The following is a 22,108-nucleotide window of genomic DNA, read 5'->3' as shown; positions in this document are numbered from 1 at the left end:
TTCAGTAACCTTGTCTCGGAAGGCTCTCATCCGGCACAGCCGTGTGCGATTCATAGGCCTTGACGATACGCGCCACCATCGGGTGACGCACGACATCGACGTCCTTGAAGCGAACGACGGAGACGCCTTCAACATCACCGAGGATTTGCAGGGCCTCTACCAGACCGGATTTTACGCCACGCGGAAGATCCACTTGGCTCGGATCACCGGTCACGATCATGCGACCGTTTTCACCAAGACGCGTCAGGAACATCTTCATCTGCATGGTCGTGGTGTTCTGCGCCTCATCGAGGATAACGGCAGCATTGGCGAGCGTGCGGCCACGCATGAAGGCGAGCGGCGCGATTTCGATGACGCCTGCCTGGATGGCACGCTCCACCTTATCGCCTGGCATCATGTCGTAAAGCGCGTCATAGAGCGGACGAAGATAGGGATCGACCTTTTCCTTCATGTCGCCCGGCAGGAAGCCCAGACGCTCGCCCGCTTCGACGGCTGGTCGAGACAGAACGATACGATCCACCGCGCCGCGCTCCAGAAGCTGTGCGGCATGGGCGACGGCCAGATAGGTCTTGCCGGTACCGGCTGGGCCGACACCGAAGACGAGTTCAGACTGTTCCAGCGCCCGCATATAGACATCCTGTGTCGGCGTGCGGGCAGCGATTGTCTTCTTGCGGGTGGAAATCTGGGCCATCGACACTTTAGCTTTGCGCTCCATCGTTGGCAGGGTCAGTTGGTCGTCTGCTGCGACCGCCATGCGGATTGCACCTTCGACATCGGAAAGTTCGGCTGTGCCACCCTTCAACAGGCGCTGATAGAGAAAATCCAGCGCGCGCCGGGCCTGGTTGGTCGCAACCATGTCGCCCGTAATCGCGACTGAATTGCCGCGTGGGCGGGCATCGATGTTGAGCCGCTGCTCCAGCAATTTCAGGTTTTGATCGAACTGACCGAATAGCTCTCCGGCTATTCTGTTATTCTCGAACGTGAGGACGAAGTGATTGGCGTCGGTCGCGGGTGAGCGTGGCTGGCGCGATGAAGGTGAGACCAATTCGTGTGCGTTCAAGCGGTCAGGCTCCTGTCCGAGGTCAGTTCCGGTTCCCAACTCTAACTCTATGCCACCTCGGCAAACAAGCTGTTTGGACCGGTCGCAGTGATTCGTACATGAATAATGTCACCGATTTTCATGTCGTTTGCATCAAGATTTACAGACTGAAGCCACGGAGACCGGCCGATCAGCTGTCCGGGCATACGACCGGGCTTTTCCAGCAAGACGTCCATGGTCTTTCCAACGAGCGACTGGGCAAAGTCGTTCTGCTGTTTCAACAGCAGCGCCTGTAGTCTTTCAAGCCGCTCGGCCTTCACATCTTCCGGCACCTGATCGGTCAGATCGGCGCCCGGCGTCCCTGGGCGCGTCGAATATTTGAACGAGAAGGCCTGCGCGTATTTCACCACTTCCACCATGGCGAGCGTGTCTTCGAAGTCCTGATCCGACTCGCCGGGGAAGCCGACAATAAAATCGCCGGACATGGCGATATCAGGGCGGGCGCCACGAATTCTTTCGATCAGCCTCAAATATTCATCGCCGGTATGGCGGCGGTTCATGGCTTTTAAAATGCGGTCGGACCCTGCCTGTACGGGCAGATGCAGATAGGGCATCAGGGCACGCAGGTCGCGATGCGCCTCGATCAGACGGTCATCCATGTCGCGTGGGTGGCTCGTCGTGTAGCGCAGGCGTGCAAGACCGGGAATTTCGGCCAGGCGATAGAGAAGCTCTGCCAGCCCCCATTGCTCGCCTTTCGGACCCGTCGAGCGCCATGCGTTGACGTTCTGCCCAAGAAGCGTGATTTCACGCACTCCGGCATCCACGAGCTTCATCGCCTCGTCGAGGATCTGGCTGACAGGCCGGGAGACCTCGGAGCCTCGGGTGTAAGGGACTACGCAGAAGGTGCAGAACTTGTCACAGCCTTCCTGAACGGTGAGAAACGCCGTCACACCGCGCGAGCGAAGCTTTGCCTTCTCGGCCACCGGCAGATGCTCGAACTTGTCTTCGACCGCATAATCGGTCTCGATCACCCGCTCGCCATCGCGAACGCGGGCAAGCGCCTGCGGCAGGCGATGATAGGTCTGCGGACCGATAACGACATCGACGGCGGGCGCGCGGCGCAGGATCTCCTCGCCTTCGGCCTGTGCCACACAGCCGGCAACGCCGATGACGAATTCGCGGCCCTCTTCCTCGCGCAGCTTCTTCATGTCGCGCAGACGACCGAGTGCGGAATAGACCTTCTCCGCCGCCTTTTCCCGGATGTGACAGGTGTTCAGCAAAACGAGATCGGCCTCGCTCATATCCTCGGTCTGAACGTAGCCATCCTTTGCCAGAGCATCGCTCATGCGGACGGAATCGTAGACGTTCATCTGACAGCCATAGGTCTTGATAAAGACCTTGCGGCTGTTGGCTGCCTGAGCCAAAGCGGTCGTGGTGGCGTCGAGGCCGAGCGTGTCCTGGGTCATGGCGCGTATCTAATGATTTTTGCGCACCAATTAAATAGAAAAATGCGAGAAACCGGCGCGCGCAGGTCCTCAATGCGGACATTCAAGCACTATCGCGGCTTTCGCCAACCGCCGCGCAGGCTGAAATTCAGCATGTTGCGAAGTGCCTTGGTGGCTTCGAGGCTGAGCGCCTTGCGATTGTCGCCCTTGGCAAAGGGGATCGCCTCCCCGAAGGTGACGTCAACCTCGATCGCCCCGGCCTTTACGAGACCCGCCAGTGACGGCAGCAAGCCAATACTGCCCGGCCAGGCGGCAACCGGTCTGTGGTAACGTCCCATCGCCATGCCCTGGATACCGGTATAGGCAATAGCCACCGGCTGCACATGAACGAGGTTGCTCGGCACCTGGTCGGCGGCACTGGATGCTGCACCGAACAACGAAGACTTGATTGGTAAAAGCCGATTACCATCCGATGTCGTGCCTTCGGGAAAGAGCACGATGATCTCACCGCCCGCAAGCCTTTCGGCGATCTCGTTCACCTGCACGCCTGCGCTGCGTTTCTGTTCGCGAGTGACGAAGACGGTTTTCTGCAGGCGCGCCAGCTTGCCAAAAATCGGCCAGTCGCGCACTTCGGTCTTGGCGATGAAGGCGACATCCGCAACGCTGCCCAGCACCAGGATGTCCTTCCAGGACACGTGATTGGCGATCAGGAGCAAAGGTCTTTCGGTCTCGAGGGCGCCGTGGACATGGACCTTGATGCCGATCGATCGACAGGCGAACCGATGCCATATGCGCGGTATCCGGCGGCGGATCGGTAAGTCTAGCCAGAGCCCGAGCAATTGCAGGGGCAAGAGCGCCACGGTGACGATGGAAAGAACAAAAACCGCATAGGCAATCCGAAGCCACGTCATCGCCGCCTCCGCTTCGTGGCCATGGATTGTCGCCTCAACGCTCTTCCGGTTTCAGCGGAACGCCGTAGAGTTCGAGACGGTGATCGACGAGCTTGAATCCATGCTCGCGGGCGATCTTTTCCTGCAAGGCTTCGATTTCGGCAGAACGGAACTCGATCACCACGCCGTTCTTCAGGTCGATCAGATGATCGTGATGCTCTTCAGGCACGGTCTCGTAGCGCGAACGGCCATCGCGGAAATCGTGGCGCTCGATAATGCCTGCGTCTTCAAACAGCTTGACGGTGCGATAGACCGTAGAGATCGAAATCTTCGGATCGACCGCGGATGAGCGGCGATAAAGCTCCTCCACATCCGGATGGTCTTCCGACTCCTGAAGAACGCGAGCAATGACCCGCCGCTGGTCGGTCATGCGCATGCCGCGCTCCGCACAGATGTCTTCAAGTGTTTTCGAAAGGTCTACCACGATAATCAGGCCTTTGGATGCGTCGTTGGTCCGCCATACTGGCGGCAGAGAGTTTCAATGTCACCGGAACTATCGAAGATCGCGCCGCATGACAAGCGCTGTGGATTTCGTCCCATCCTTGGCCGTGTAATAGGCTTTGCGTTCCGCGACCGTCTTGAAGCCAAGCTTGCGGTAAAGATGCACGGCAGGCCCGTTGGCGCCATCCACCTCAAGAAACATGGTTTCGGCACCGCGCATCAGCGCTTCGCGCATGGCAGCCTGCATCAAGCGCCATCCAAGCCCGGCACCGGCAAACTTGTCGCCGACGGCCACGGTCAGAATTTCAGCTTCCCCGCCCGCCTCACGAGACAGGACGAAGCCGCCAAGCGGCTGGCTGAAAAACGCGTTGGTCTGGCGCGCGACCGCGCCGAAGACGCTTTTCTGCGATAGGAGACTGGAAAACTCGCTCTCGCTCCATGCCTGAGGAAAACGGGACGTGTGAAGCTCGGCAACGTCAGCGCAATCGTTATGCGCCATCGGCACGATCTCAAAAAAGGGTTTCCAGCTCAGATAGTCGTCGAACATTGCAGGGAATCATCCGCCTTGAATGCAAGATGGCTACAGCATCAGCCAGCAAATCGAAATCGATTTTCGACGGGGAATAATGGCAGTCTGTCAGGCTGGTGAGACCCGCTCCAGCGCAAATCCCGATTGCGGTCGGGCGTCGGGACCACGTAGGTAGAGCGGTGCGGGCTTCAGCTGATGGGCGGGCTTCGTCGCAGCGACACGCGCCACGATGGCGATCGGAAAGTGGTCTGGACCCGATCCGGTTTCCTCTCCGGCAAAGAGGGGTGCTGCGGAACCCACGATCGCACCGTCAAAACCGGCAAGCGTTTCCCTTGCATCGTCGAGAGACACCAGTGCGGCCTGCGTCAGAGGCGCGCCATCGGCTGCGAAGATCTGGAGATAGCATTCGCCACGCTTGGCATCGAGACCGACCGCGACAGGCCGCCCTGGATGCTGCTGCAGGTAATCGGCAGCAAGCGTCTCGAGCGTCGTGATGCCCAACGCCTCGACACCAAGCGAGAGTGCAAAGCCGCGTGCGGCCGCGACACCCACTCGAATGCCGGTGAAAGAACCGGGGCCGATGGTGACGGCGAGACGCTCCACAGCGTTGAGCGCCAGACCAGCTTTGGAAAGCGCACCATCGATAATGCCCATAAGCAATTCGGCATGGCCCTTGCCGATGTTGTCCGTTACTTCGCCCAGGACAACATCGTTTTCGCTATCGTAAACACAGGCCGAGCAATCCACTCCGGATGTATCGATGGACAAAATGATCATCTGAAAAGCAGGACCTTATGCATGTACTCAGAGCGAACGATCAGCGAGACCAACGACGCTTGTCGAGATGCCGCATATGAATTGAGGCGCGGTCACGCGCCTCGCCTAACCATCGATATATGGGTTCAGCCGTCTATCAGACAGCCTCAACCTCTTGCACTTCCGGCACGAAATGGCGGAGCAGATTCTGCACGCCGTGCTTCAGCGTCGCCGTGGAGGACGGGCAGCCGGAGCATGCACCCTTCATGTTGAGGAACACGGTGCCATCACGAAAACCACGGAAGGTAATATCTCCACCATCCTGCGCCACGGCTGGACGGACGCGGGTTTCGAGAAGTTCCTTGATGGTGGCCACGATGGTTTCATCGCCTTCCTCGAAGAACTCTTCCTCCTCGTCGGAAATCTCGGCATGGATAGCCGTGCCCATCAGCGGGCGACCAGACATAAAGTGTTCCATGATCGAGCCGAGGATTGCGGGCTTCAGGTGCTGCCATTCGGCACCATCCTTCGTCACGGTGATGAAATCGAAGCCGTAATAGACGCCGGTCACGCCGGGGATTTCAAACAGCGTAGCCGCAAGCGGAGAGGATTGCGCCTGTTCGGCGCTCAGGAACTCCGCAGTGCCGCTTTCCAGAACCACCTTGCCGGGTAAGAACTTCAGCGTCGACGGGTTTGGCGTGGATTCCGTTTGAATGAACATTTCGATCTCCTTCGAGGCAAGGCCTCGGATCGGGGCATCATAGCCCCGTAATTTAGAATGTTTCCAAAATATGCCGGACGAAGAGCGACTTCAAGCCCTGACATGACAATCCCGTTCAAGAAATCTTCACCCCTCTTCTACACCCGTTTTCGTCAAAGCCGAACAGGTTTCTTCCGTGACGAAGGGCTTGCGGATCGCGGTCAGCAGAGAGCGTCGATTTCCTCATCCGTTAGCGTATCCGGCAGAACCGTGACCGGGATTGGGAATGCGGCGCCGCGTCCGGCAATGGACGAGACGAGCGGACCTGGACCGTCCTTGGTGGAGCCAGCGGCGAGCACGAGGATAGCGATGTCGCGATCTTCTTCAATCAGCCCATGGATTTGCTCGGCAGCATTGCCTTCACGGATTACCGCCTCTGGCTCGATCCCGACCGTCTCGCGCACGCGCTGTGCAACCTTTGCGAGCGATGCTTCGGCCTCTTCGCGAGCTTCGGCGCGCATGATCTGCTCGACGCCGAGCCATTGCTGGAAATCCCCCTCCGGGATGACGAAGAGCAACACTAGAGCACCATTGGAGTTCTTGGCGCGACGACCGGCATAATGCACCGCTCTTTCGCATTCCGGTGTGCCGTCGATGACCACCAGGAATTTTCGCCGGTGCCCCTCCAGGCGCGACAGCCGTTTTGAAACCATTCAGCACTCCCTATTTCCGCCGTGGTATGACGCTTCACCCGCCGGTTCGGGCGGAGCTTATCGCATCAAGACGCAAAGCGGAATCGATTTTCCAAGAGGGTCGATGCAGGGAGGCGAAACCTCAGCATCAAGAGAAAGCTTCTCGCCGCGTGACGAGAAGCATCCAAAGATCAGCGCAGGAAGCCAATGATGTCGCGGACTTCGTCCATCGTTTTCTGAGCGATGGCGCCAGCGCGCTCGCCGCCATCTTTCAGGATCGCATCGATATGGCTGACATCGTCGAGGAGGCGGCGCATCTCGCTGTTGATCGGCGCAAGCACGTTGACCGCGAGATCAACGAGGGCCGGCTTGAAAGCCGAGAACTGCTGGCCGCCGAATTCGGCAAGCACGTCCGCCTTGGTCTTGTCGGAGAGCGCTGCGTAAATACCGACGAGGTTCTCTGCCTCGGCGCGGCCCTTCAGGCCTTCGACTTCGCTTGGCAGCGCGTCGGGATCGGTCTTTGCCTTTTTGATCTTCTTGGAGATCGCATCGACATCGTCCATCAGGTTGATGCGCGATAGGTCGGACGGATCGGACTTCGACATCTTCTTTGTGCCGTCCTTCAGGGACATGACGCGTGGTGCCGGACCACCGATCAGTGGCTCCACCATCGGAAAATAGGCATGGACAGGTTCGTCGCCGACGGTGGTGTCGAGGCCGAGACCTGCCTTGCGGATATGATCACCGAAATCGATGTTGAACTTCTGGGCGATGTCGCGGGCAAGTTCCAGATGCTGCTTCTGGTCGTCGCCGACCGGTACGTGGGTGGCGCGGTAGACAAGAATATCCGCCGCCATCAGGCTTGGATAGGCCAGCAGTCCCAGCGAGACCTGCTCGGCATTCTTGCCGGACTTGTCCTTGAACTGGGTCATGCGCTCCATCCAGCCGATGCGCGCCACGCAGTTGAATACCCAGGCAAGCTCGGCGTGCTGCGGTACAGCCGACTGGTTGAAGACGATGTGCTTGACCGGATCGATGCCCGACGCGATGAAGGCGGCAGCAATCGAGCGTGTCTGCGCCTTCAGGTCGGAATGGACGAGCTGCGCTGTAATCGCATGCATATCGACGACGCAGTAGATGCAGTCATTGTCTTCCTGCAGGGCGACGAATTTGCGGATAGCACCGAGATAATTGCCGAGATGGAGATTACCGGTCGGCTGGACCCCGGAGAAAACCAGCGGCTTGAATGCGTTCATGATCGTCCTCGAAAAGGCTTGTGGAGGGCCTTGCCCCGCGCTGTTATGTGGCCCGCGCTTATGCACCCGGAACCCGTTGCAATCAAGCGGTTTCAGCGGCTGGCTGCAGCAGATCCCATTTGTTGCCGTAGAGGTCTTCGAAAACGGCAACCGTGCCGTAAATCTCGTTGCGGGGCTGTTCCAGAAAGCAGATGCCGTTGTCTTTCATCCGGCGAAAATCGGCGTTGAAATCATCCGTATAAAGAAAGAAGCCAACGCGCCCGCCCGTTTGATTACCAATAGTGACGGTCTGCTCTTTGCCATCGGCCTGGGCCAGCAGCAGACCGGTTGCAGCTTGGCCTTTCGGTCTGACGACGAGCCAGCGTTTGCCGTCCGGCAGCGACTGATCGGACAGGCACTCGAAACCGAGGCTGCCGCAATAAAACGCCTTTGCGCGATCGTAATCGTCAACAACAATCGAGACGAGCGCAATGTGTCGTAGAGACGTAAAGCCGGACGTCATGGATCTGCCTCGGCCTTTACATCCGACTTGACCTTGCCCTTGCGCTTCAGACCGCGTTTCACCATGCCGAGATTTGCACCGCCGGAGGCAAAGGCCACGCCGAAATAGATGATCATGGCACCGAAGACGAGCGCGAGCAGCGTCCCTGCCCTAACCGCAAGATTGGAAGCGGACGACAGCTCATAGGAGAAGTAAGATAGCGCATAGTGAATAGCGAGCGCCATAAGCCCTGCCGCCAGAATGAGCCGTGGAATGCGCAGAAGAAGCGGCATGTCGAGCGTCCAGTGGCCGCGCCACATCAGCATGCCGAAGAGCAGTGCGGCATTGACCCAGCCGGCAGTAATTTCCGCCGTAGCAATTCCCGGACCGCCGTAGATGGGGAAGAGCGTCAAGGCCAGCGAGACATTCACCACTACGGAAATGGCAGCGAAAATCATAGGAGTTCGCGTATCTTCGCGGGCGAAGAAGCCGGGAATGAAGGCCTTGATCAGCACGAAGGCCGGCAGACCAAGACCATAGATGCCAAGGATTTGCGAAACCGTGATTGTGGCCGAGGGCTGGAAGTTGCCGCGCTCATACAAAAAGCGGACGATTGGCTCTGCCATCACGAGCAACGCGGCTGCCGCAGGCAGGGTCAGGAACAGAACGAATTCGACCGAGCGGTTCTGCAGATTGGCCGCTTCCGCCGCTTGGCCGCCGCGTAGCGCGCGCGCCAATTCAGGCAACAGGACGGTTGCCACTGCAATCCCCACGACGCCGAGCGGCAACTGATAGATGCGATCGGCATAGGCAAGCGACGAGATCACGCCATTGCCGCCGGAGGCGATGTTGGTGTTGATCAAAAGATTGATCTGAGTGATCCCGCCGGTGATTGCCGCAGGGAGCGCCAGAATCAGCAGACGCTTGACGTTGCTCGTCAGTTTTGGACGGCGAAAGCCGATGCGAATTCCGGCATGACGTACAGCCACCCAGACGATGGCAAGCTGAACGAAACCTGCGGCCATCACACCCCAGGACAGTGCGTAGCCGACCTGCAACGGATCGTAATTTTTCCACCAGGCGAGCGCCAGCACCCCGATCAGGATGACGTTGAGAAAGACGGGCGCAATGGCGGCGGCGAAATAGCGATGCAGCGAATTGAGCATTCCGCCCATCATTGCCGCGAGAGACATGCAGGCGAGATAGGGGAACATGATGGTGGCGAGACGCACCGTATTCTCAAACTTCGTCGGATCTTCCACGAAGCCCGGCGCGATCACGGTGCGCACCAGAAATGGCATGGAGAGTTCCATGATGATCGTGAGCGCCATCAGAACCGTGAACAGAACCCCAAAGACCTCTTCGGAGAAACGGCGCGCTCCCTCCATGCCATGGGCTTCGATTTCCTTGGCAAAAAGCGGCACGAAGGCGGAGTTGAAGGCCCCTTCGGCAAAGAGGCGACGAAATGTATTGGGAAAACGGAAGGCTGCATTGAAAGCATCCGCCACCGGTCCCGTTCCCACAGCCGCCGCCATTAGCATTTCACGGATGAAGCCGAACAGGCGGCTCCCGAGCGTCGCGCTACCGACGGTGGCGAATTTGCCGATCAGACTCATTTTATGTTCAAACCTTTGCGGTTCGGGCTGCAGGAAGTGCTGCCACATCGGGATGCGCGATGATGCCGGATGGCATGCGGTCGCGTAACTCGTCTTCCTGCTCGGCCATAACGGCTTTCAGCCGCAGCGCGATGTTGGATTGGCGGTTTTCAGTCATCACCTTTTGGCCGAAGAGGTCAGTGACGTAGAAAGTATCGATGACTTTTTCGCCGAAGGTGGTAATGCGTGCCGAGGTGATGTCGAGCGACAGATCCGCCAGCACCGCCGTCATATCCGCAAGCAGGCCCGGGCGGTCAAGGCATTCCACCTCGATGACGGTGAACTTGTTGGAAAGCCCATTGGAGATGGTGACGGATGGCGGGATGTTGAAAGTCTTGCTCTTCTTGCGGCTCTTGGTGCGCGTCGCAATGATTTCCGGAAGCCGCTTCTTGCCAGCCAGAACCTCTTCGATCAGCTTGCCGATATTATTGGCGCGGCGAGTTTCATCCTCGTCGATAGGGAACTCGCGGTTGATCAGGATGGTGTCGAGTGCGCGGCCATCCGATGTGGTAAAGATCTGCGCATCGGCGATATTGGCGCCGGCGGCCGAACATGCACCGGTGATGATTGACAGCAGCCGCGGATGGTCGGGCGCCAGGACGGTGATCTCGGTGATGGCGTGAAAGGAATGGGTGCGGGCCATCGTGGCCAACGCTTTTTCCTGCTTGTCCGCCTCGCGCAGGAAGCGGGTGTGGCGGATCTGATCTTCGAGCGCGACCGAGAGCAGATAGGCATCGTAATGCAGGTTGATGTATTTGCGCCGTGCTTTCTGACCCCAGTCGTCCAGTGCATCGTAAAGGCGCTGACGGGCGACCTTCGCACGCTCCTTGCGTGAGCTTTCCGAAAAGCCGCCGGAGAGAAGAAGCTCGGTTTCGTAGTACAGCGTACGCAGCAACTGCCCCTTCCAGCCATTCCAGACATCCGGCCCGACGGCGCGAATATCGCAAACGGTCAGAATCAAGAGCATCTTCAACCGCTCCATCGACTGCACCTTGTCGGCAAAATCGGTGATCGTCTTGCGGTCGTGCAGATCGCGGGTCTGCGCCACCATCGACATCAGGAGATGCTGCTCGATCAGCCACATGACCGTTTCGGTCTGCTTGGTGGAGAGGCGGAAGCGCTGGCAGAGCCTACGCGCAACGCGCGCGCCGGCAATCGAGTGATCCTCCTGCCTGCCTTTCGCCACGTCGTGGAGAAGGACAGCCACATATAGAGCGTCGCGATCCTCGATGCCTGGCATCAACTGATTGACGAGCGGGTGGGTATCGATCGCCTGACCCTTCTCGATCTCGGAGAGAACGGCCACCGAGCGGATCAGATGCTCATCGACCGTATAGTGGTGATACATGTTGAACTGCATCATCGCGACGATCTTACCAAACTCGGGAATGAACTTGCCAAGAACGCCAGCCTCGTTCATCCGCCGCAGCGTCAGCGCGGGATCGCGTTTCGAGGTGAGGATCGCAAGAAACAGCCTATTGGCTTCCTCATTCTCGCGAAGCTCGTGATTGATGAGACCGAGCGAGCGGGTGACAACACGAAGGGCATCCGGGTGTAGCTCGAGATTGTTGATATCGGCCACATGGAAGAGCCGGATCAGGCTGACCGGATCGTTGCGGAAGACATCGGCATTGGCAAGCGCAATGCGGCCGCGATCTTCGACGAACTCGGTGGAGCCAGGAATCTTGCGAAGCCGATGGGCAAAACGGCTGAGGACGCCGGAGAGGCCTGGAACGTCCTTCGCCTGACGATCCTCAAGCGCGGCGCAGAGAATGCGTGTCAGGTCGCCGACATCCTTGGCCACGAGGAAGTAATGCTTCATGAAGCGTTCGACCGCCGATAGGCCGGGTCGTGGCTGGTAGTGCAAGGCAGCTGCGATTTCGCGCTGGATGTCGAAGGACAGACGCTCCTCTGCCTTGCCAGTGATGAAATGCATCTGGCAGCGCACCGCCCAGAGAAAATCGTCGGCCTTTTCGAACAGCTTCAGTTCGCTTCTGGACAGAACGCCAAGCTTTACGAGTTCCGCCGTATCGCGCACATGGTAGTAATACTTGGCGATCCAGAACAGTGTGTGCAGGTCGCGAAGACCGCCTTTACCTTCCTTCACATTCGGTTCGACCAGATAGCGCGTGTCGCCTGCCTTGCGGTGGCGCTGGTCGCGCTCGGCAAGCTTGGCGGCGATGAATTCTGGGCCGCTACTCGTAACGACCTCGGTTTCGAAGCGTCGCTCCAGCTCGTCGGCGAGAGACTTCTTTCCGCAGATCGGACGCATTTCGAGAATGGCGGTACGGATCGTCATATCCGCTTTGGACAGTTTGATGCACTCGTCCACAGTACGGGTGGCGTGACCGACCTTGAACCCCACATCCCAGAGAATGTAGAGAATGAACTCGATCGCCTTGTGCATATCCGGCGTGTTCTTCAGCGGCAGCAAGAACAGGAGGTCGATGTCCGAGCCCGGCGCCAGCGTTCCGCGTCCATAACCACCGACAGCGGTAATTGCGATGTGGGGCGCATCCTTTGGATAAACATATTGGCAGGCCAGATCGTACAGCACCTCGATCAAACGATCCTGGAGCCAGGAAATGCGCCGCGCGCAGTCGATGCCGCCGCCTTCAGAATCCAACAGATCACGCGCTCTCTGCCGCCCATCATTGCTCGCCTTTTTGAAGATCGGCAGAAGATCGGAACGCACATCGGAAACGCGCTTTCCGTCGCCTTGAAAGACGAGGTCGCATTCGTGCTTGAGTGCTGCGACATCCAGTATCGCGGAGAAATCCAAATCCTTAGAGGCCATTGAGCCGGTATCCATTCCATGCGTCTTGCGCTGCTGGCACAGCGCTATAGCGATTTTTAGGCCGAATGGACAGGCACTCTACGCGTCAAGCGTTGCCAAGTTGTTTCTTGAGCGCATAGAGCGCGTCCAGTGCCTCGCGTGGTGTCATCTCATCGGGGTTGAGCGCTTTCAACGCCTCATCCACCTGGGAGTTGCCACCTGGCCGCGCCGCTTCGCGCCTGACCGCCACCTGAAAAAGCGGCAGATCGTCGATCAACTGGCTCGCCGGGTTCTTGCGATCGGCATCTTCAAGCTGATTTAGAACTTCTCGCGCGCGCTCCACCACAGCGGAAGGGAGACCTGCAAGCTTCGCCACCTGAATGCCATAGGAGCGATCTGCGGCCCCTGGTCCGACCTCATGCAGAAAGATAACATCGCTTTCCCATTCGCGCACTTTCATCGTGACGTTGGAAAGACGTCCGAGCTTTTCGGAGAGTACCGTCAACTCATGGAAGTGGGTGGCGAAAAGACCGCGGCAACGGTTGAGCTCATGCAGATGCTCGACGGTTGCCCAGGCGATGGAGAGACCATCGAAGGTCGCGGTGCCGCGTCCGATCTCATCGAGAATGACAAGCGAACGTTCGGTTGCCTGATTGAGTATCGCCGCCGTCTCGACCATTTCCACCATGAAGGTCGAGCGGCCGCGGGCAAGATCGTCGGAAGCGCCGACGCGCGAGAACAGGCGGTCGACGATGCCGATATGGGCGGCTTCCGCCGGCACGAATGATCCGATTTGGGCGAGGATAGCGATCAGCGCATTCTGGCGCAGGAAGGTGGACTTACCACCCATGTTCGGGCCGGTCAGCATCCAGATCGCGCCATTGCGATTGCCGTCGGTGGCAGAGAGATCGCAGTTGTTCGCGATGAAAGGACCGCTCGACTGTCGGCGCAGCGCCTGCTCCACAACCGGATGACGCCCGCCGCGGATCGCAAACGTCATGGAGCTATCGACCACCGGACGGCAATAGGCCTGTTCGGAGGCTAGATGCGCGAGGCTTGTCGCGACATCGATGGCCGCAAGCGCCAGTGCGCCCGCCTTAATGACTTCGGCCTCAGCCACGACCGCCTGCACCATCCGATCGAAAGCCTGCAATTCCATGGTCAGCGCCTGGGCGGCGGCATTGGCGATACGGCTTTCCAGATCGGCAAGCTCAGTCGTCGTGAAGCGCATGGCGCCCGCCATTGTCTGGCGATGAATGAAGCGGGCCTTGGCCTCGTCGCTGCCCATCATCACGTCCGCATTGCCAGCCGTGACCTCTATGAAGTAGCCGAGCACATTATTATGCTTGATCTTCAGCGACTTGATGCCGGTCTCTTCTGCATATTGCAGTTGCAGCCCGGCAATCACCCGGCGCGACTGGTCGCGCAATGCACGCACCTCGTCAAGCTCGGCATTCGACCCTTCACGGACGAAGCCACCATCGCGCTTCAGAAGTGGCAGATCGTCCGCCAACATCTCCGACAGCATGGCTTCGAGCGCAGAAGGCAATGCTTTCAGATCGGCGAGTGCCTCGGCCAACTCATCCGGCAACAGCCCCTGGTCGAGCAATTGCCCGACGATGGCCGCAGCGGCCAGTCCTTGGCGGATGGCGCCAAGATCACGCGGTCCACCACGCTCGAGCGCCAGGCGTGACAGCGCACGCGGCATGTCCGCCACCTGTTTCAGCGCGTCGCGCAAGCCATCGCTCAAGGACACATCGTCGATCAGATACGCGACCGCATCGAGACGAGCGTTGATCCTGTCGGGATCGGTCAGCGGCGACATCAATCTTTCGGCCAGTAACCGCGCCCCACCGCCGGAGACCGTGCGGTTGATGGCCTGAAGCAGCGATCCGTCCCGCTCTCCGGCAAGCGTCCTGGTCAGCTCCAGGTTTGCGCGGGTGGCAGGATCGATGAACAGCGTCGAGGCAGAGCTTTCCCGTTCCGGCGCACCGAGCGGCGGACGTTCGGCAATCTGGGTCTTTTCCACATAGGCCACGGCAGCGGCGGCGGCGGCCAGTTCGACGCGAGAGAACGCGCCGAAGCCATCCAGCGTCGAAACGTTGAAGTAGCGGGCGATGCGCCCCTCTGCAGTCGCGCTATCGAAGAGGACGGCAGGCTGCGGGACGGCCACGCGACCCAGCATGTCGAAGGTCGGGCGCAGTTCCTCATCGTGAAACAGGCTGTCGGCCACGATCAGCTCACGCGGATCGATGCGCCATATATCGGCAAGCAGACGCGTCAGCGTGGTTTCCGCCAGCCGGAAAACGCCGGTGGAAATATCAATCCAGGCAAGCGCGAATTGCGCTTCCGAACTGCCGCGGATGCGGGCAAGCGCCATGAGATAGTTGGATTCAGTCGGCGAGAGCATCTTTTCCTCGGTAAGGGTACCGGGGGTTACGAGTCGCACGACATCGCGTTTAACGACGGATTTCGAGCCGCGCTTCTTGGCTTCTGCCGGATCTTCCACCTGCTCGCAGACGGCAACGCGATAACCGCGCATGATGAGCTTTTGAAGATAGTCGTCCGCCGCATGAACCGGCACGCCGCACATGGCGATATCCTGGCCCATATGCTGGCCACGCTTGGTCAGCGTGATCCCGAGCGCCCTCGACGCTTCCACCGCATCTTCGAAGAACAGTTCGTAGAAATCGCCCATGCGATAGAAAAGCAGCGAACCGGGGTTATTCGCCTTGATCTCGATATACTGCTCCATCATCGGCGTTGCCGATGCGCGGCTTTCTTCGGAAATGAGCGAGGCGGTGGAATGGACGTCCGTCAATGGCTTGATCGTATCTGCTTGAGGCTCAAGAAAACAAAGCCGAAGACTACCGGTGCGATCCCTCAAGGACAACACGCACAACGACGAACCCACAGGAAGCTTGACAGTCTGCGCAAGAACCACCGTCAATCGACGGCAAGGTTCGGACGGCATCAGCCGTTAAAGCGCTCGGCATCCCCGCCATAGTAGGTGATGTAGCGACCGGCTATCGACGACACCGGCAGAATGACCAGGACGTCGGTGGTATTGAAAGCCTGATCGACCACGGCTCCCGCGCCGAACATGGCGCCAAGGCGCATGTAGCCCTTGATCAGCGGCGGCATGGCATTCAGCGCCCGGCGCGGATTGATGGCTTCGAGCGGCATCATGTCCATCTCGCGATAGAGTTCCGACAACGCTTCAGCGCGCCAGTCGTCCTTGGCGCCGCAGGTGTGATGCAGGAAGGAGAGCGCCAGCGCATGGGCTTCCGGCTGGATGCCGGGGAAGGATGCACAGCCAATCATCGCATCCATGCGATGACGAACGGCATAGGCCCAGTTGCCCTGCCACAGAAGCTCGACAGTTCTCTTCGTGCGGTATTCCGGCAGGACGCAGGAGCGGCCGAGCTCCATAAAGCGCTTGCCCGGATGGCGCGCAATCAGGCCTTCGATATTGAACTCGCTCGCCGAATAAAAACCCTTGTTTGCCTGCGCCGTCTCTTGCCTCAGCAGGCGATATGTCCCGACAATCTGATCTTCTGGATCCCCTTCGATAGCGTTGTCGAGAACAAGGAGATGGTCGCAAACGGCATCGAAAGCATCGATATCGCGTCTCCGGCGCATCGCGTCTGCGGGAAGCCTCGCACCCATTTCATCGACGAAGACGCGGAAGCGCACCTGCTGGGCCGCGTCAATCTCGCGCTCGTTTCTGGCAAGGCGCGTTTCGAGGGAGCCGATACGGCCAAAAACATCGGCCTCTCGCTTTTCGGCAGCCGGCAAAACAGCGCCGCCCAAGCTCTTGCCAATGATGCTGCGTTCCAGAACTTCCGAGACCATGGAGAATCGCCCCGCCACCGTTTGATCTTGGCGTCATAAATCACTTCTTGACGACAAAACAGTGACAGTTAGCCGCGTAAGTGACGTAGCGTAAGTTAAATTTTGCCGCGCACTGTCTCAGGGGGTGCGTTAAGTCTTCTTTCTTGCTGACTTTGCATGGAGCAATTCGTCGAGAATGACGCAGCCCGCACCGATGGTGATGAAGGAATCGGCCAGGTTGAACACGGCAAACGACCATGTCTCCGTGTGGAAGAGAATGTAGTCCACCACATGCCCGTAGAGAAAACGGTCGAAGATGTTTCCAGCAGCACCCGCGATGATCAGCGCAAAGCCGAGATGGGCGAAGGTGCGCTCACCATCGGTCTTGCGCCAGAGCCAAATGACGAAGGCGACGATCAGGAGCCGCATGGTGACGATGGCCCAGCCTTCCATGCCAGACAACATGGAAAAGGCCACGCCGAGATTATAGGTGCGGTAAAGCGCCAGAAACGGGATGACCGGCACCATCTCCTGCAAAGGGAGATATTTTTCCACCAGAAGCTTGATCACCTGATCAGCAATCACCGCCAGAAGAATAAAAGCGATGGCGGGAGCGGGTCTGGAGAAGAGAGCGGGCTTAGCCATTACTTTACCGTCGCAAGTTCGAGAAGATGACGGCGCGCTTCAAACAGCATGACTGCGCTTGCGATCGCCAGATTGAGAGAGTCGGCGCGGCCCTGTTGCGGGATGCGGGCAAGCTGGTCGGCCTGAGAGGAAAGCTCCGGCGGAAGGCCCGACTGCTCGTTGCCCATTAGGAGCACGACCGGCTTCCGCTTGTAATCGATCGTGCGGTAGTCCACCGAGCCGGCAAGATGGGTTGCGACGACACTGACACCAGCACCCTTTCGCCAGCTCAGGAACTCGTCGACCGAAGCGCGCGCCACTGGCATGGCGAAGACTGAACCCATGGTGGCACGCACGGTTTCGAGGGAGAAGGGATCGGTACACTCGCCGACAAGGATCACGCCCGAGGCACCGGCTGCATCCGCCGTGCGGATGATCGTGCCGAGATTGCCGGGGTCGCGCACCCGGTCGAGCGCGACATAAGTTTCGCCCGCAGCCGGTCTGATGTCTCGAAGAGGCTTCCATTTCTGGTCGAATATGCCGACGACCATCTGCGGATTATCGCGACGGGTGATGGACGAGATGACTTTCTCGCTGACTTCCAGCACGAGACCGCCCGACGCCACCGTTTTGACCGCGGCCTGCTCGACCAGCGGCTTGCCCTTGGCGGCCTTGGCATAGACCAGCGTGCGGATCGTCCAGCCAAGCTCCAGCGCATCGATGACGAGCTTCAGCCCTTCCGCCATGAAGGTACCGCTTTCTTCGCGGCCTTTTTTCTGGGTAAGGTTCTTGATGTCCTTGATGATCGGGTTGGCAAGGCTGGTGACTTCCTTGACCTGCCCCACCCTGCGTGGGCCGTTTTCATGGCGGTCGTTCATTTCGGCACCCAACGGCTGAAGAGAGAGGTTGAAAGCACGCGGCCCGGCGTCTTTCCATCGAGACCCGCTTCGCGGATCACCAGTTCGCCTGAGGCCACTTCGCCTCCTGCACCGCGCATGGTTTCGCGCATCAACTCATGCATGGAATAGAAGCTGGCGCGAATGGAATAGGCGGTCAGCACGAAGCCGAGCGCCTCGGGCGACAGGATCTCGCGGCAGACATCCAGCATTAGCGGCAGGTGATCGTAGAGATCCCAGATCTCGCCATGGGTTCCGCGGCCAAACTTCGGTGGATCGGTGAGGATAATATCGTAGCTGTTGCCACGACGCTCCTCGCGCAGGATAAATTTCATGGCGTCTTCGCAGATCCAGCGGATCGGCGCGTTTTCAAGCCCAGCAAGCCTCTGGTTTTCGCGCGCCCAGCCAATCGCCTTCTTTGACGCGTCCACATGGGTGACTTCCGCTCCCGCGGAAGCCGCGACGAGCGAGGCGACACCGGTGTAACCGAACAGGTTCAGAACCTTGAGCGGGCGGTCGGCCTTCTCGATGGTCTGCTTCAGCCATTCCCAATGAACGATCTGTTCCGGGAAAACACCAACATGGCGAAACGCGGTGAAGCGGCCGAGAAAATCAACGCCGAGCAGAGAGAGCGGCCATGTCTCGCCAAGCGCCTGTTTGGGAAAACGCCAGCGGCCACTGCCTTCTTCATCCGTATCGCCGGTAAAGATCGCATCGGCATTGTCCCACACGCGCTCCGCCAAGCTTGGGCGCCAGAGCGCCTGCGCTTCGGGGCGAACGATTCGGTACTCGCCATATTGTTCGAGCTTCAGGCCGTTGCCGCTGTCGATCAGGTGAAAGTCACCGGCGCCGAGCGATTCGAGGATGACCGGCACCTGTTCTGTCGGAAGTGTCCCGGAACGCTCCTTCAACGGGCGTGGAGGGGTTGCTTCGACGGCTGGAGCGGAGGCTTGCACCTTTTCCTTTTGGGCGGTGGCAGCGGGGCGAACGTAATCTGGAGCGCGTGCGCGCGCAGCGTCCTTCTGGCGAGGCGGCTTGCTGCCGGGCTTGCCTGAGCGATTGTCCTGTCCGGCGCGCGGTTTTGCGCCCTGGCGGTTGTCTTTCTTCTTCAACGACGGTCTTTCCACGTCTCGACGCGAGAGGTACGGAGAATGGCCATACCACTCGCGCTTTCCTGTCTGCATCCCGGGCCAACGGCGGCCCGGATGCGGTTGGAAAGCGCATATCACTAGAATGGGGGATTATCAAAGGGCGTGGCAAAATGATGCGCCGTGGCGACGGATCAAAGAACCAAGAGCCGCCGCCTATTTTGCGGCAAGCTGTCTCGACACGGGTGATGCCGTTTGCGTGTTAGCCGCTGCCTTGGTGGCCTCATCGTGCCAGCGAATGGCTTCTCGCGCCTCGAGACGAGCGCGCTTGCGGTGCTTGCCCTGCGAAATCCAGGTCGCTGCAGAGCCGAGCAGAATGCCGAACAAAACCGACAGAAAAATGAAAACGAAGAAGGGTGCGGTAAACGAGAGAACGCTGTCACTGGGTTGGAACGGATTGAGCGCCAGTGTCACACTCTCGCGGTTTGCCACGCACAGGATGATCAGAATGATGGCCAGTGGCAAAAGGATCAACAGGTTGACGATCTTCTTCGACATTCAAGGTACTCCGTCTTTGGGGGCCTTCATGCAATCTGGACGAACGTCACGCCGGACTTAAGGATTGTCGAGCGTCGATTATGCTCAATCCTCGTCTTCGACGTCGCCCATGCCCGGGTTGAGCCTTTCGCGAAGCTCTTTGCCGGTCTTGAAGAAGGGAACCCATTTTTCCTCTACAAAAACGGACTCACCCGTGCGCGGGTTCCGTCCAGAACGAGAGGGCCGGTTCTTGACGGAGAAAGCGCCAAATCCGCGGAGTTCGACCCGGTTACCGGCTGCGAGCGCATCGGTGATTTCATCGAGAACCGCGTTGACGATATTTTCGACATCGCGGTGATACAGGTGCGGGTTACGCGCAGCAACAATCTGCACCAGTTCAGACTTAATCACGATTGCCCCCTGAAAGGATTGGTCTTTTAACGGCCATCAACCTGCCAAACCGAAACAAGACCGTCAAGAAACAACTTGTCGGTGCTGAGTTGGCTCGGCGCTGCAATCGGCAAAAACGCGTCGAGGCCCAGCATTTTTGCAAGGCCTGCGATGCTGAAGATGGAAAAGGGCGAGCGCTTCGAGGGGGCAGTCCATTCAACGATCGGCAGATCCTTGGGCAGGCCGCGGCTTTCGAAATAGGATTTGATCTCCTTTTCGCCGCCCAGCGTATCGATAAGTTTGACCGCAATAGCCTGACGGCCGGTGAAAATCGATCCGTCAGCAAGCTTCAACACCTCTTCGCGAGGAAGCTTTCTGCGATCGGCCACCAGATCCACAAACCAGTTGTAGCTGTCCATGATCATATTGCGGATCATGACTTTCGATTCTTCAGGCGGTTCGTGGAAAGGGGACGGCTCCGCCTTCATCGGGGAGGATTTGATTTCCTGTAGCGATACGCCAAGCTTATCGAGCAGCGGCCCTACTTGCGGGTATTGGAAGATGACGCCGATGGAACCGGTGATGGATGTGTCGCCCGCAATGATGGTATCTCCAGCGGTGGCGATCATATATCCGGCAGACGCCGCAAGCGTGCGGACATCGGATACTACAGGCTTTTTCTCAGACACCGCGCGGATCGCCTTGAAAATGCGCTCGCCGCCATAAGTAGTGCCCCCGGGCGAAGAAATGGAGACGATCAGGCCTTGAGCGCTGGTGCTGTCGGCGATTTTCTGAAGCCGCTCCAAGAGCTCGGTGTCGTCCTGGATCAAGCCACTGATCTCGATCTTGGCGATGTGGGGCCGAGCACTCGATTCAGGCGCTGCGAGTGTGAATCGGTAAAGGGCAAAGAGAGCCGCAACAGCCAACAGAACAGCAGCCACCCGCCAGAATGTGAGCTTGCGGCGCAGTTGCCTGCGGTCTGCGATTGCCATCTGGTCCATCAAATCACCTTCGCTTCAGGGCAACAACAGCATCGGCACGAAAATCGGAACGGTTTTCGCAAAGCACGATGCGTAAATTAAAAAAGACAGAGCGGCCTTTTTGCGTCCATGGACGCCAGGCGCTCCAAGCTCCAATCTCGCCTCCGGCATATGAACCTTGTAACGGCCTCTTGCAAGCGCGAGACCTTAACGAAGGTTGAAATTTATAAAAAACACCCGGCTCTTGCGCTCTTTCTGAGAAAAACCATATTGGCAGAGCAAGGCCATCGTGCCAAACACATTAGATAAACATGTAGAGGGCCAGCATACCACCTTGGAGTGTATGAGGAGGTCCCCGGATTTGACGAATGCTCGAAAGACTTAACCAGGCGGCACCCGGCATGGCGGCGGCTGACAAGATGTCAGACGCGTATGCTATGGCTAAGCGGCACTCTGCGCGCGTGAGACGGCTGAAGGTCGCGCTTCCGATTGCGGCAACCGCTATTTCGCTTGCCTTTATTGGAGTATCGCTCGCCCGCACATGGATTCCGGATGAGGTTTCGCTACAGAGCGCCTCGATCGAGGACGGCAAGATCGTGATGGAGAAACCGGCTCTCGCGGGGCGAAACAACAAGGGTTTCGATTATTCGATGAATGCCGATCGGGCCTTGCAGGATATTTCCAGTCCCAACCTCATGACGCTCGAGAAAGTGTTGGCAGCCGTACCTATGAACGATATCGTGGCGCAGGTGGTGGCGCAGGAAGGCATCCTGGACAGGACGACAAATCGGTTGAAAATGACCGCGCCCTTTGACATCAATCTGAGCAATGGCCTAAAAGCCAGATTTCAGTCTGCAAACGTCGACCTTAAAGCGGGAACGATGGAGAGCGACCAGCGGGTCGACATCACCACGAAGGAGGGCTCGATTGTTGCGGAAAGCCTACGCATAGCCGATAATGGCAAAACGATTGTATTTTCGGGGCAGGTACGAGCTCGTATTGCTGCATCCACCATTCAGAACGCAGGCAAGTGAGAGCC

Annotated in this window: 21 protein-coding genes; 1 reads left to right on the top strand and 20 read right to left on the bottom strand. The window is 58.6% G+C overall.

Going from position 1 to position 22,108, the window contains the following annotated elements; genetic code table 11:
• Position 1: 1 nt before the first annotated feature.
• From QZ869_RS14635 to sppA, 20 genes are all read right to left on the bottom strand, one after another.
• Positions 2–1,060, bottom strand: a complete 1,059-nt coding sequence (locus QZ869_RS14635; RefSeq protein WP_296021378.1) for a PhoH family protein — start codon at positions 1,058–1,060, stop codon at positions 2–4.
• Positions 1,061–1,107: 47 nt separating this feature from the next.
• A complete protein-coding gene (gene miaB / locus QZ869_RS14630; RefSeq protein ID WP_296105628.1) occupies positions 1,108–2,505 on the bottom strand; it encodes a tRNA (N6-isopentenyl adenosine(37)-C2)-methylthiotransferase MiaB in 1,398 nt (465 codons plus the stop codon).
• Between the two features lie 89 nt (positions 2,506–2,594).
• Positions 2,595–3,395 carry a 1-acyl-sn-glycerol-3-phosphate acyltransferase gene (locus QZ869_RS14625; protein ID WP_296040768.1) on the bottom strand — a complete coding sequence of 267 codons (801 nt, stop codon included), beginning with the start codon at positions 3,393–3,395 and terminating at the stop codon, positions 2,595–2,597.
• A 34-nt stretch (positions 3,396–3,429) separates the two neighbouring features.
• Complete coding sequence (locus tag QZ869_RS14620; protein ID WP_296017649.1) at positions 3,430–3,858, bottom strand: Fur family transcriptional regulator; 429 nt, start codon at positions 3,856–3,858, stop codon at positions 3,430–3,432.
• A 69-nt stretch (positions 3,859–3,927) separates the two neighbouring features.
• Complete coding sequence (locus QZ869_RS14615) at positions 3,928–4,422, bottom strand: N-acetyltransferase (RefSeq protein ID WP_296105626.1); 495 nt, start codon at positions 4,420–4,422, stop codon at positions 3,928–3,930.
• 90 nt (positions 4,423–4,512) lie between these two features.
• Entirely contained in the window at positions 4,513–5,181 is a 669-nt protein-coding gene (tsaB, locus tag QZ869_RS14610; protein ID WP_296105624.1) for a tRNA (adenosine(37)-N6)-threonylcarbamoyltransferase complex dimerization subunit type 1 TsaB, read from the bottom strand.
• Between the two features lie 136 nt (positions 5,182–5,317).
• Positions 5,318–5,881 (bottom strand): NifU family protein, encoded by a 564-nt coding sequence (locus QZ869_RS14605; RefSeq protein ID WP_296017654.1) that lies wholly within the window; start codon positions 5,879–5,881, stop codon positions 5,318–5,320.
• A 200-nt stretch (positions 5,882–6,081) separates the two neighbouring features.
• A complete protein-coding gene (locus QZ869_RS14600; protein WP_062427110.1) occupies positions 6,082–6,573 on the bottom strand; it encodes a universal stress protein in 492 nt (163 codons plus the stop codon).
• Positions 6,574–6,743: 170 nt separating this feature from the next.
• The gene (gene trpS, locus QZ869_RS14595; RefSeq protein ID WP_296105622.1) at positions 6,744–7,808 is read right to left on the bottom strand and encodes a tryptophan--tRNA ligase; all 1,065 of its coding nucleotides are present in this window, start codon (positions 7,806–7,808) and stop codon (positions 6,744–6,746) included.
• 82 nt (positions 7,809–7,890) lie between these two features.
• Positions 7,891–8,310 (bottom strand): VOC family protein, encoded by a 420-nt coding sequence (locus QZ869_RS14590; protein ID WP_296105619.1) that lies wholly within the window; start codon positions 8,308–8,310, stop codon positions 7,891–7,893.
• On the bottom strand, positions 8,307–9,905 hold the full coding sequence (gene murJ, locus QZ869_RS14585) for a murein biosynthesis integral membrane protein MurJ (protein WP_296105617.1): 1,599 nt from the start codon (positions 9,903–9,905) through the stop codon (positions 8,307–8,309). The genes QZ869_RS14590 and murJ overlap by 4 nt, the downstream gene beginning before the upstream one ends.
• A 7-nt stretch (positions 9,906–9,912) precedes the next feature.
• Complete coding sequence (locus QZ869_RS14580; protein ID WP_296105615.1) at positions 9,913–12,741, bottom strand: [protein-PII] uridylyltransferase; 2,829 nt, start codon at positions 12,739–12,741, stop codon at positions 9,913–9,915.
• An 85-nt stretch (positions 12,742–12,826) separates the two neighbouring features.
• Positions 12,827–15,541, bottom strand: a complete 2,715-nt coding sequence (gene mutS / locus QZ869_RS14575; RefSeq protein ID WP_367115334.1) for a DNA mismatch repair protein MutS — start codon at positions 15,539–15,541, stop codon at positions 12,827–12,829.
• Between the two features lie 152 nt (positions 15,542–15,693).
• On the bottom strand, positions 15,694–16,575 hold the full coding sequence (locus tag QZ869_RS14570) for a GNAT family N-acetyltransferase (RefSeq protein WP_296105613.1): 882 nt from the start codon (positions 16,573–16,575) through the stop codon (positions 15,694–15,696).
• 129 nt (positions 16,576–16,704) lie between these two features.
• Positions 16,705–17,199, bottom strand: coding sequence for a signal peptidase II (gene lspA, locus QZ869_RS14565; protein ID WP_296083910.1), 495 nt, complete (start codon positions 17,197–17,199; stop codon positions 16,705–16,707).
• Positions 17,199–18,056 carry an RNA methyltransferase gene (locus tag QZ869_RS14560; RefSeq protein WP_296040794.1) on the bottom strand — a complete coding sequence of 286 codons (858 nt, stop codon included), beginning with the start codon at positions 18,054–18,056 and terminating at the stop codon, positions 17,199–17,201. The genes lspA and QZ869_RS14560 overlap by 1 nt, the downstream gene beginning before the upstream one ends.
• Positions 18,053–19,186, bottom strand: a complete 1,134-nt coding sequence (locus QZ869_RS14555) for a class I SAM-dependent rRNA methyltransferase (protein WP_296083914.1) — start codon at positions 19,184–19,186, stop codon at positions 18,053–18,055. The genes QZ869_RS14560 and QZ869_RS14555 overlap by 4 nt, the downstream gene beginning before the upstream one ends.
• 192 nt (positions 19,187–19,378) lie before the next feature.
• Entirely contained in the window at positions 19,379–19,720 is a 342-nt protein-coding gene (locus tag QZ869_RS14550; RefSeq protein WP_062443025.1) for a LapA family protein, read from the bottom strand.
• An 84-nt stretch (positions 19,721–19,804) separates the two neighbouring features.
• The gene (locus QZ869_RS14545; protein WP_062427118.1) at positions 19,805–20,110 is read right to left on the bottom strand and encodes an integration host factor subunit beta; all 306 of its coding nucleotides are present in this window, start codon (positions 20,108–20,110) and stop codon (positions 19,805–19,807) included.
• A gap of 26 nt (positions 20,111–20,136) precedes the next feature.
• Positions 20,137–21,090, bottom strand: a complete 954-nt coding sequence (sppA, locus tag QZ869_RS14540) for a signal peptide peptidase SppA (RefSeq protein WP_296040804.1) — start codon at positions 21,088–21,090, stop codon at positions 20,137–20,139.
• A gap of 347 nt (positions 21,091–21,437) precedes the next feature.
• Here sppA and lptC point away from each other — a divergent pair, with 347 nt between their 5' ends.
• Complete coding sequence (lptC, locus tag QZ869_RS14535) at positions 21,438–22,103, top strand: LPS export ABC transporter periplasmic protein LptC (protein ID WP_296016010.1); 666 nt, start codon at positions 21,438–21,440, stop codon at positions 22,101–22,103.
• Positions 22,104–22,108: the final 5 nt, after the last annotated feature.

Source organism: uncultured Agrobacterium sp. (assembly GCF_913777885.1).
GTDB lineage: Bacteria > Pseudomonadota > Alphaproteobacteria > Rhizobiales > Rhizobiaceae > Agrobacterium.
Note: the sequence above shows the minus strand (reverse complement) of the source record. Positions and strands in the feature narration are given on the sequence as shown.

Bases quoted from the DNA above. Each gene is read 5' to 3' on its own strand.
- QZ869_RS14590 (WP_296105619.1), bottom strand. From the start codon at position 8,310: ATGACGTCCGGCTTTACGTCTCTACGACACATTGCGCTCGTCTCGATT.
- tsaB (WP_296105624.1), bottom strand. From the start codon at position 5,181: ATGATCATTTTGTCCATCGATACATCCGGAGTGGATTGCTCGGCCTGT.
- sppA (WP_296040804.1), bottom strand. From the start codon at position 21,090: ATGGACCAGATGGCAATCGCAGACCGCAGGCAACTGCGCCGCAAGCTC.
- lptC (WP_296016010.1), top strand. From the start codon at position 21,438: ATGCTCGAAAGACTTAACCAGGCGGCACCCGGCATGGCGGCGGCTGAC.
- QZ869_RS14560 (WP_296040794.1), bottom strand. From the start codon at position 18,056: ATGAACGACCGCCATGAAAACGGCCCACGCAGGGTGGGGCAGGTCAAG.
- lspA (WP_296083910.1), bottom strand. From the start codon at position 17,199: ATGGCTAAGCCCGCTCTCTTCTCCAGACCCGCTCCCGCCATCGCTTTT.
- QZ869_RS14615 (WP_296105626.1), bottom strand. From the start codon at position 4,422: ATGTTCGACGACTATCTGAGCTGGAAACCCTTTTTTGAGATCGTGCCG.
- QZ869_RS14550 (WP_062443025.1), bottom strand. From the start codon at position 19,720: ATGTCGAAGAAGATCGTCAACCTGTTGATCCTTTTGCCACTGGCCATC.
- QZ869_RS14625 (WP_296040768.1), bottom strand. From the start codon at position 3,395: ATGACGTGGCTTCGGATTGCCTATGCGGTTTTTGTTCTTTCCATCGTC.
- QZ869_RS14600 (WP_062427110.1), bottom strand. From the start codon at position 6,573: ATGGTTTCAAAACGGCTGTCGCGCCTGGAGGGGCACCGGCGAAAATTC.
- murJ (WP_296105617.1), bottom strand. From the start codon at position 9,905: ATGAGTCTGATCGGCAAATTCGCCACCGTCGGTAGCGCGACGCTCGGG.
- trpS (WP_296105622.1), bottom strand. From the start codon at position 7,808: ATGAACGCATTCAAGCCGCTGGTTTTCTCCGGGGTCCAGCCGACCGGT.
- QZ869_RS14570 (WP_296105613.1), bottom strand. From the start codon at position 16,575: ATGGTCTCGGAAGTTCTGGAACGCAGCATCATTGGCAAGAGCTTGGGC.
- miaB (WP_296105628.1), bottom strand. From the start codon at position 2,505: ATGACCCAGGACACGCTCGGCCTCGACGCCACCACGACCGCTTTGGCT.
- QZ869_RS14580 (WP_296105615.1), bottom strand. From the start codon at position 12,741: ATGGCCTCTAAGGATTTGGATTTCTCCGCGATACTGGATGTCGCAGCA.
- QZ869_RS14605 (WP_296017654.1), bottom strand. From the start codon at position 5,881: ATGTTCATTCAAACGGAATCCACGCCAAACCCGTCGACGCTGAAGTTC.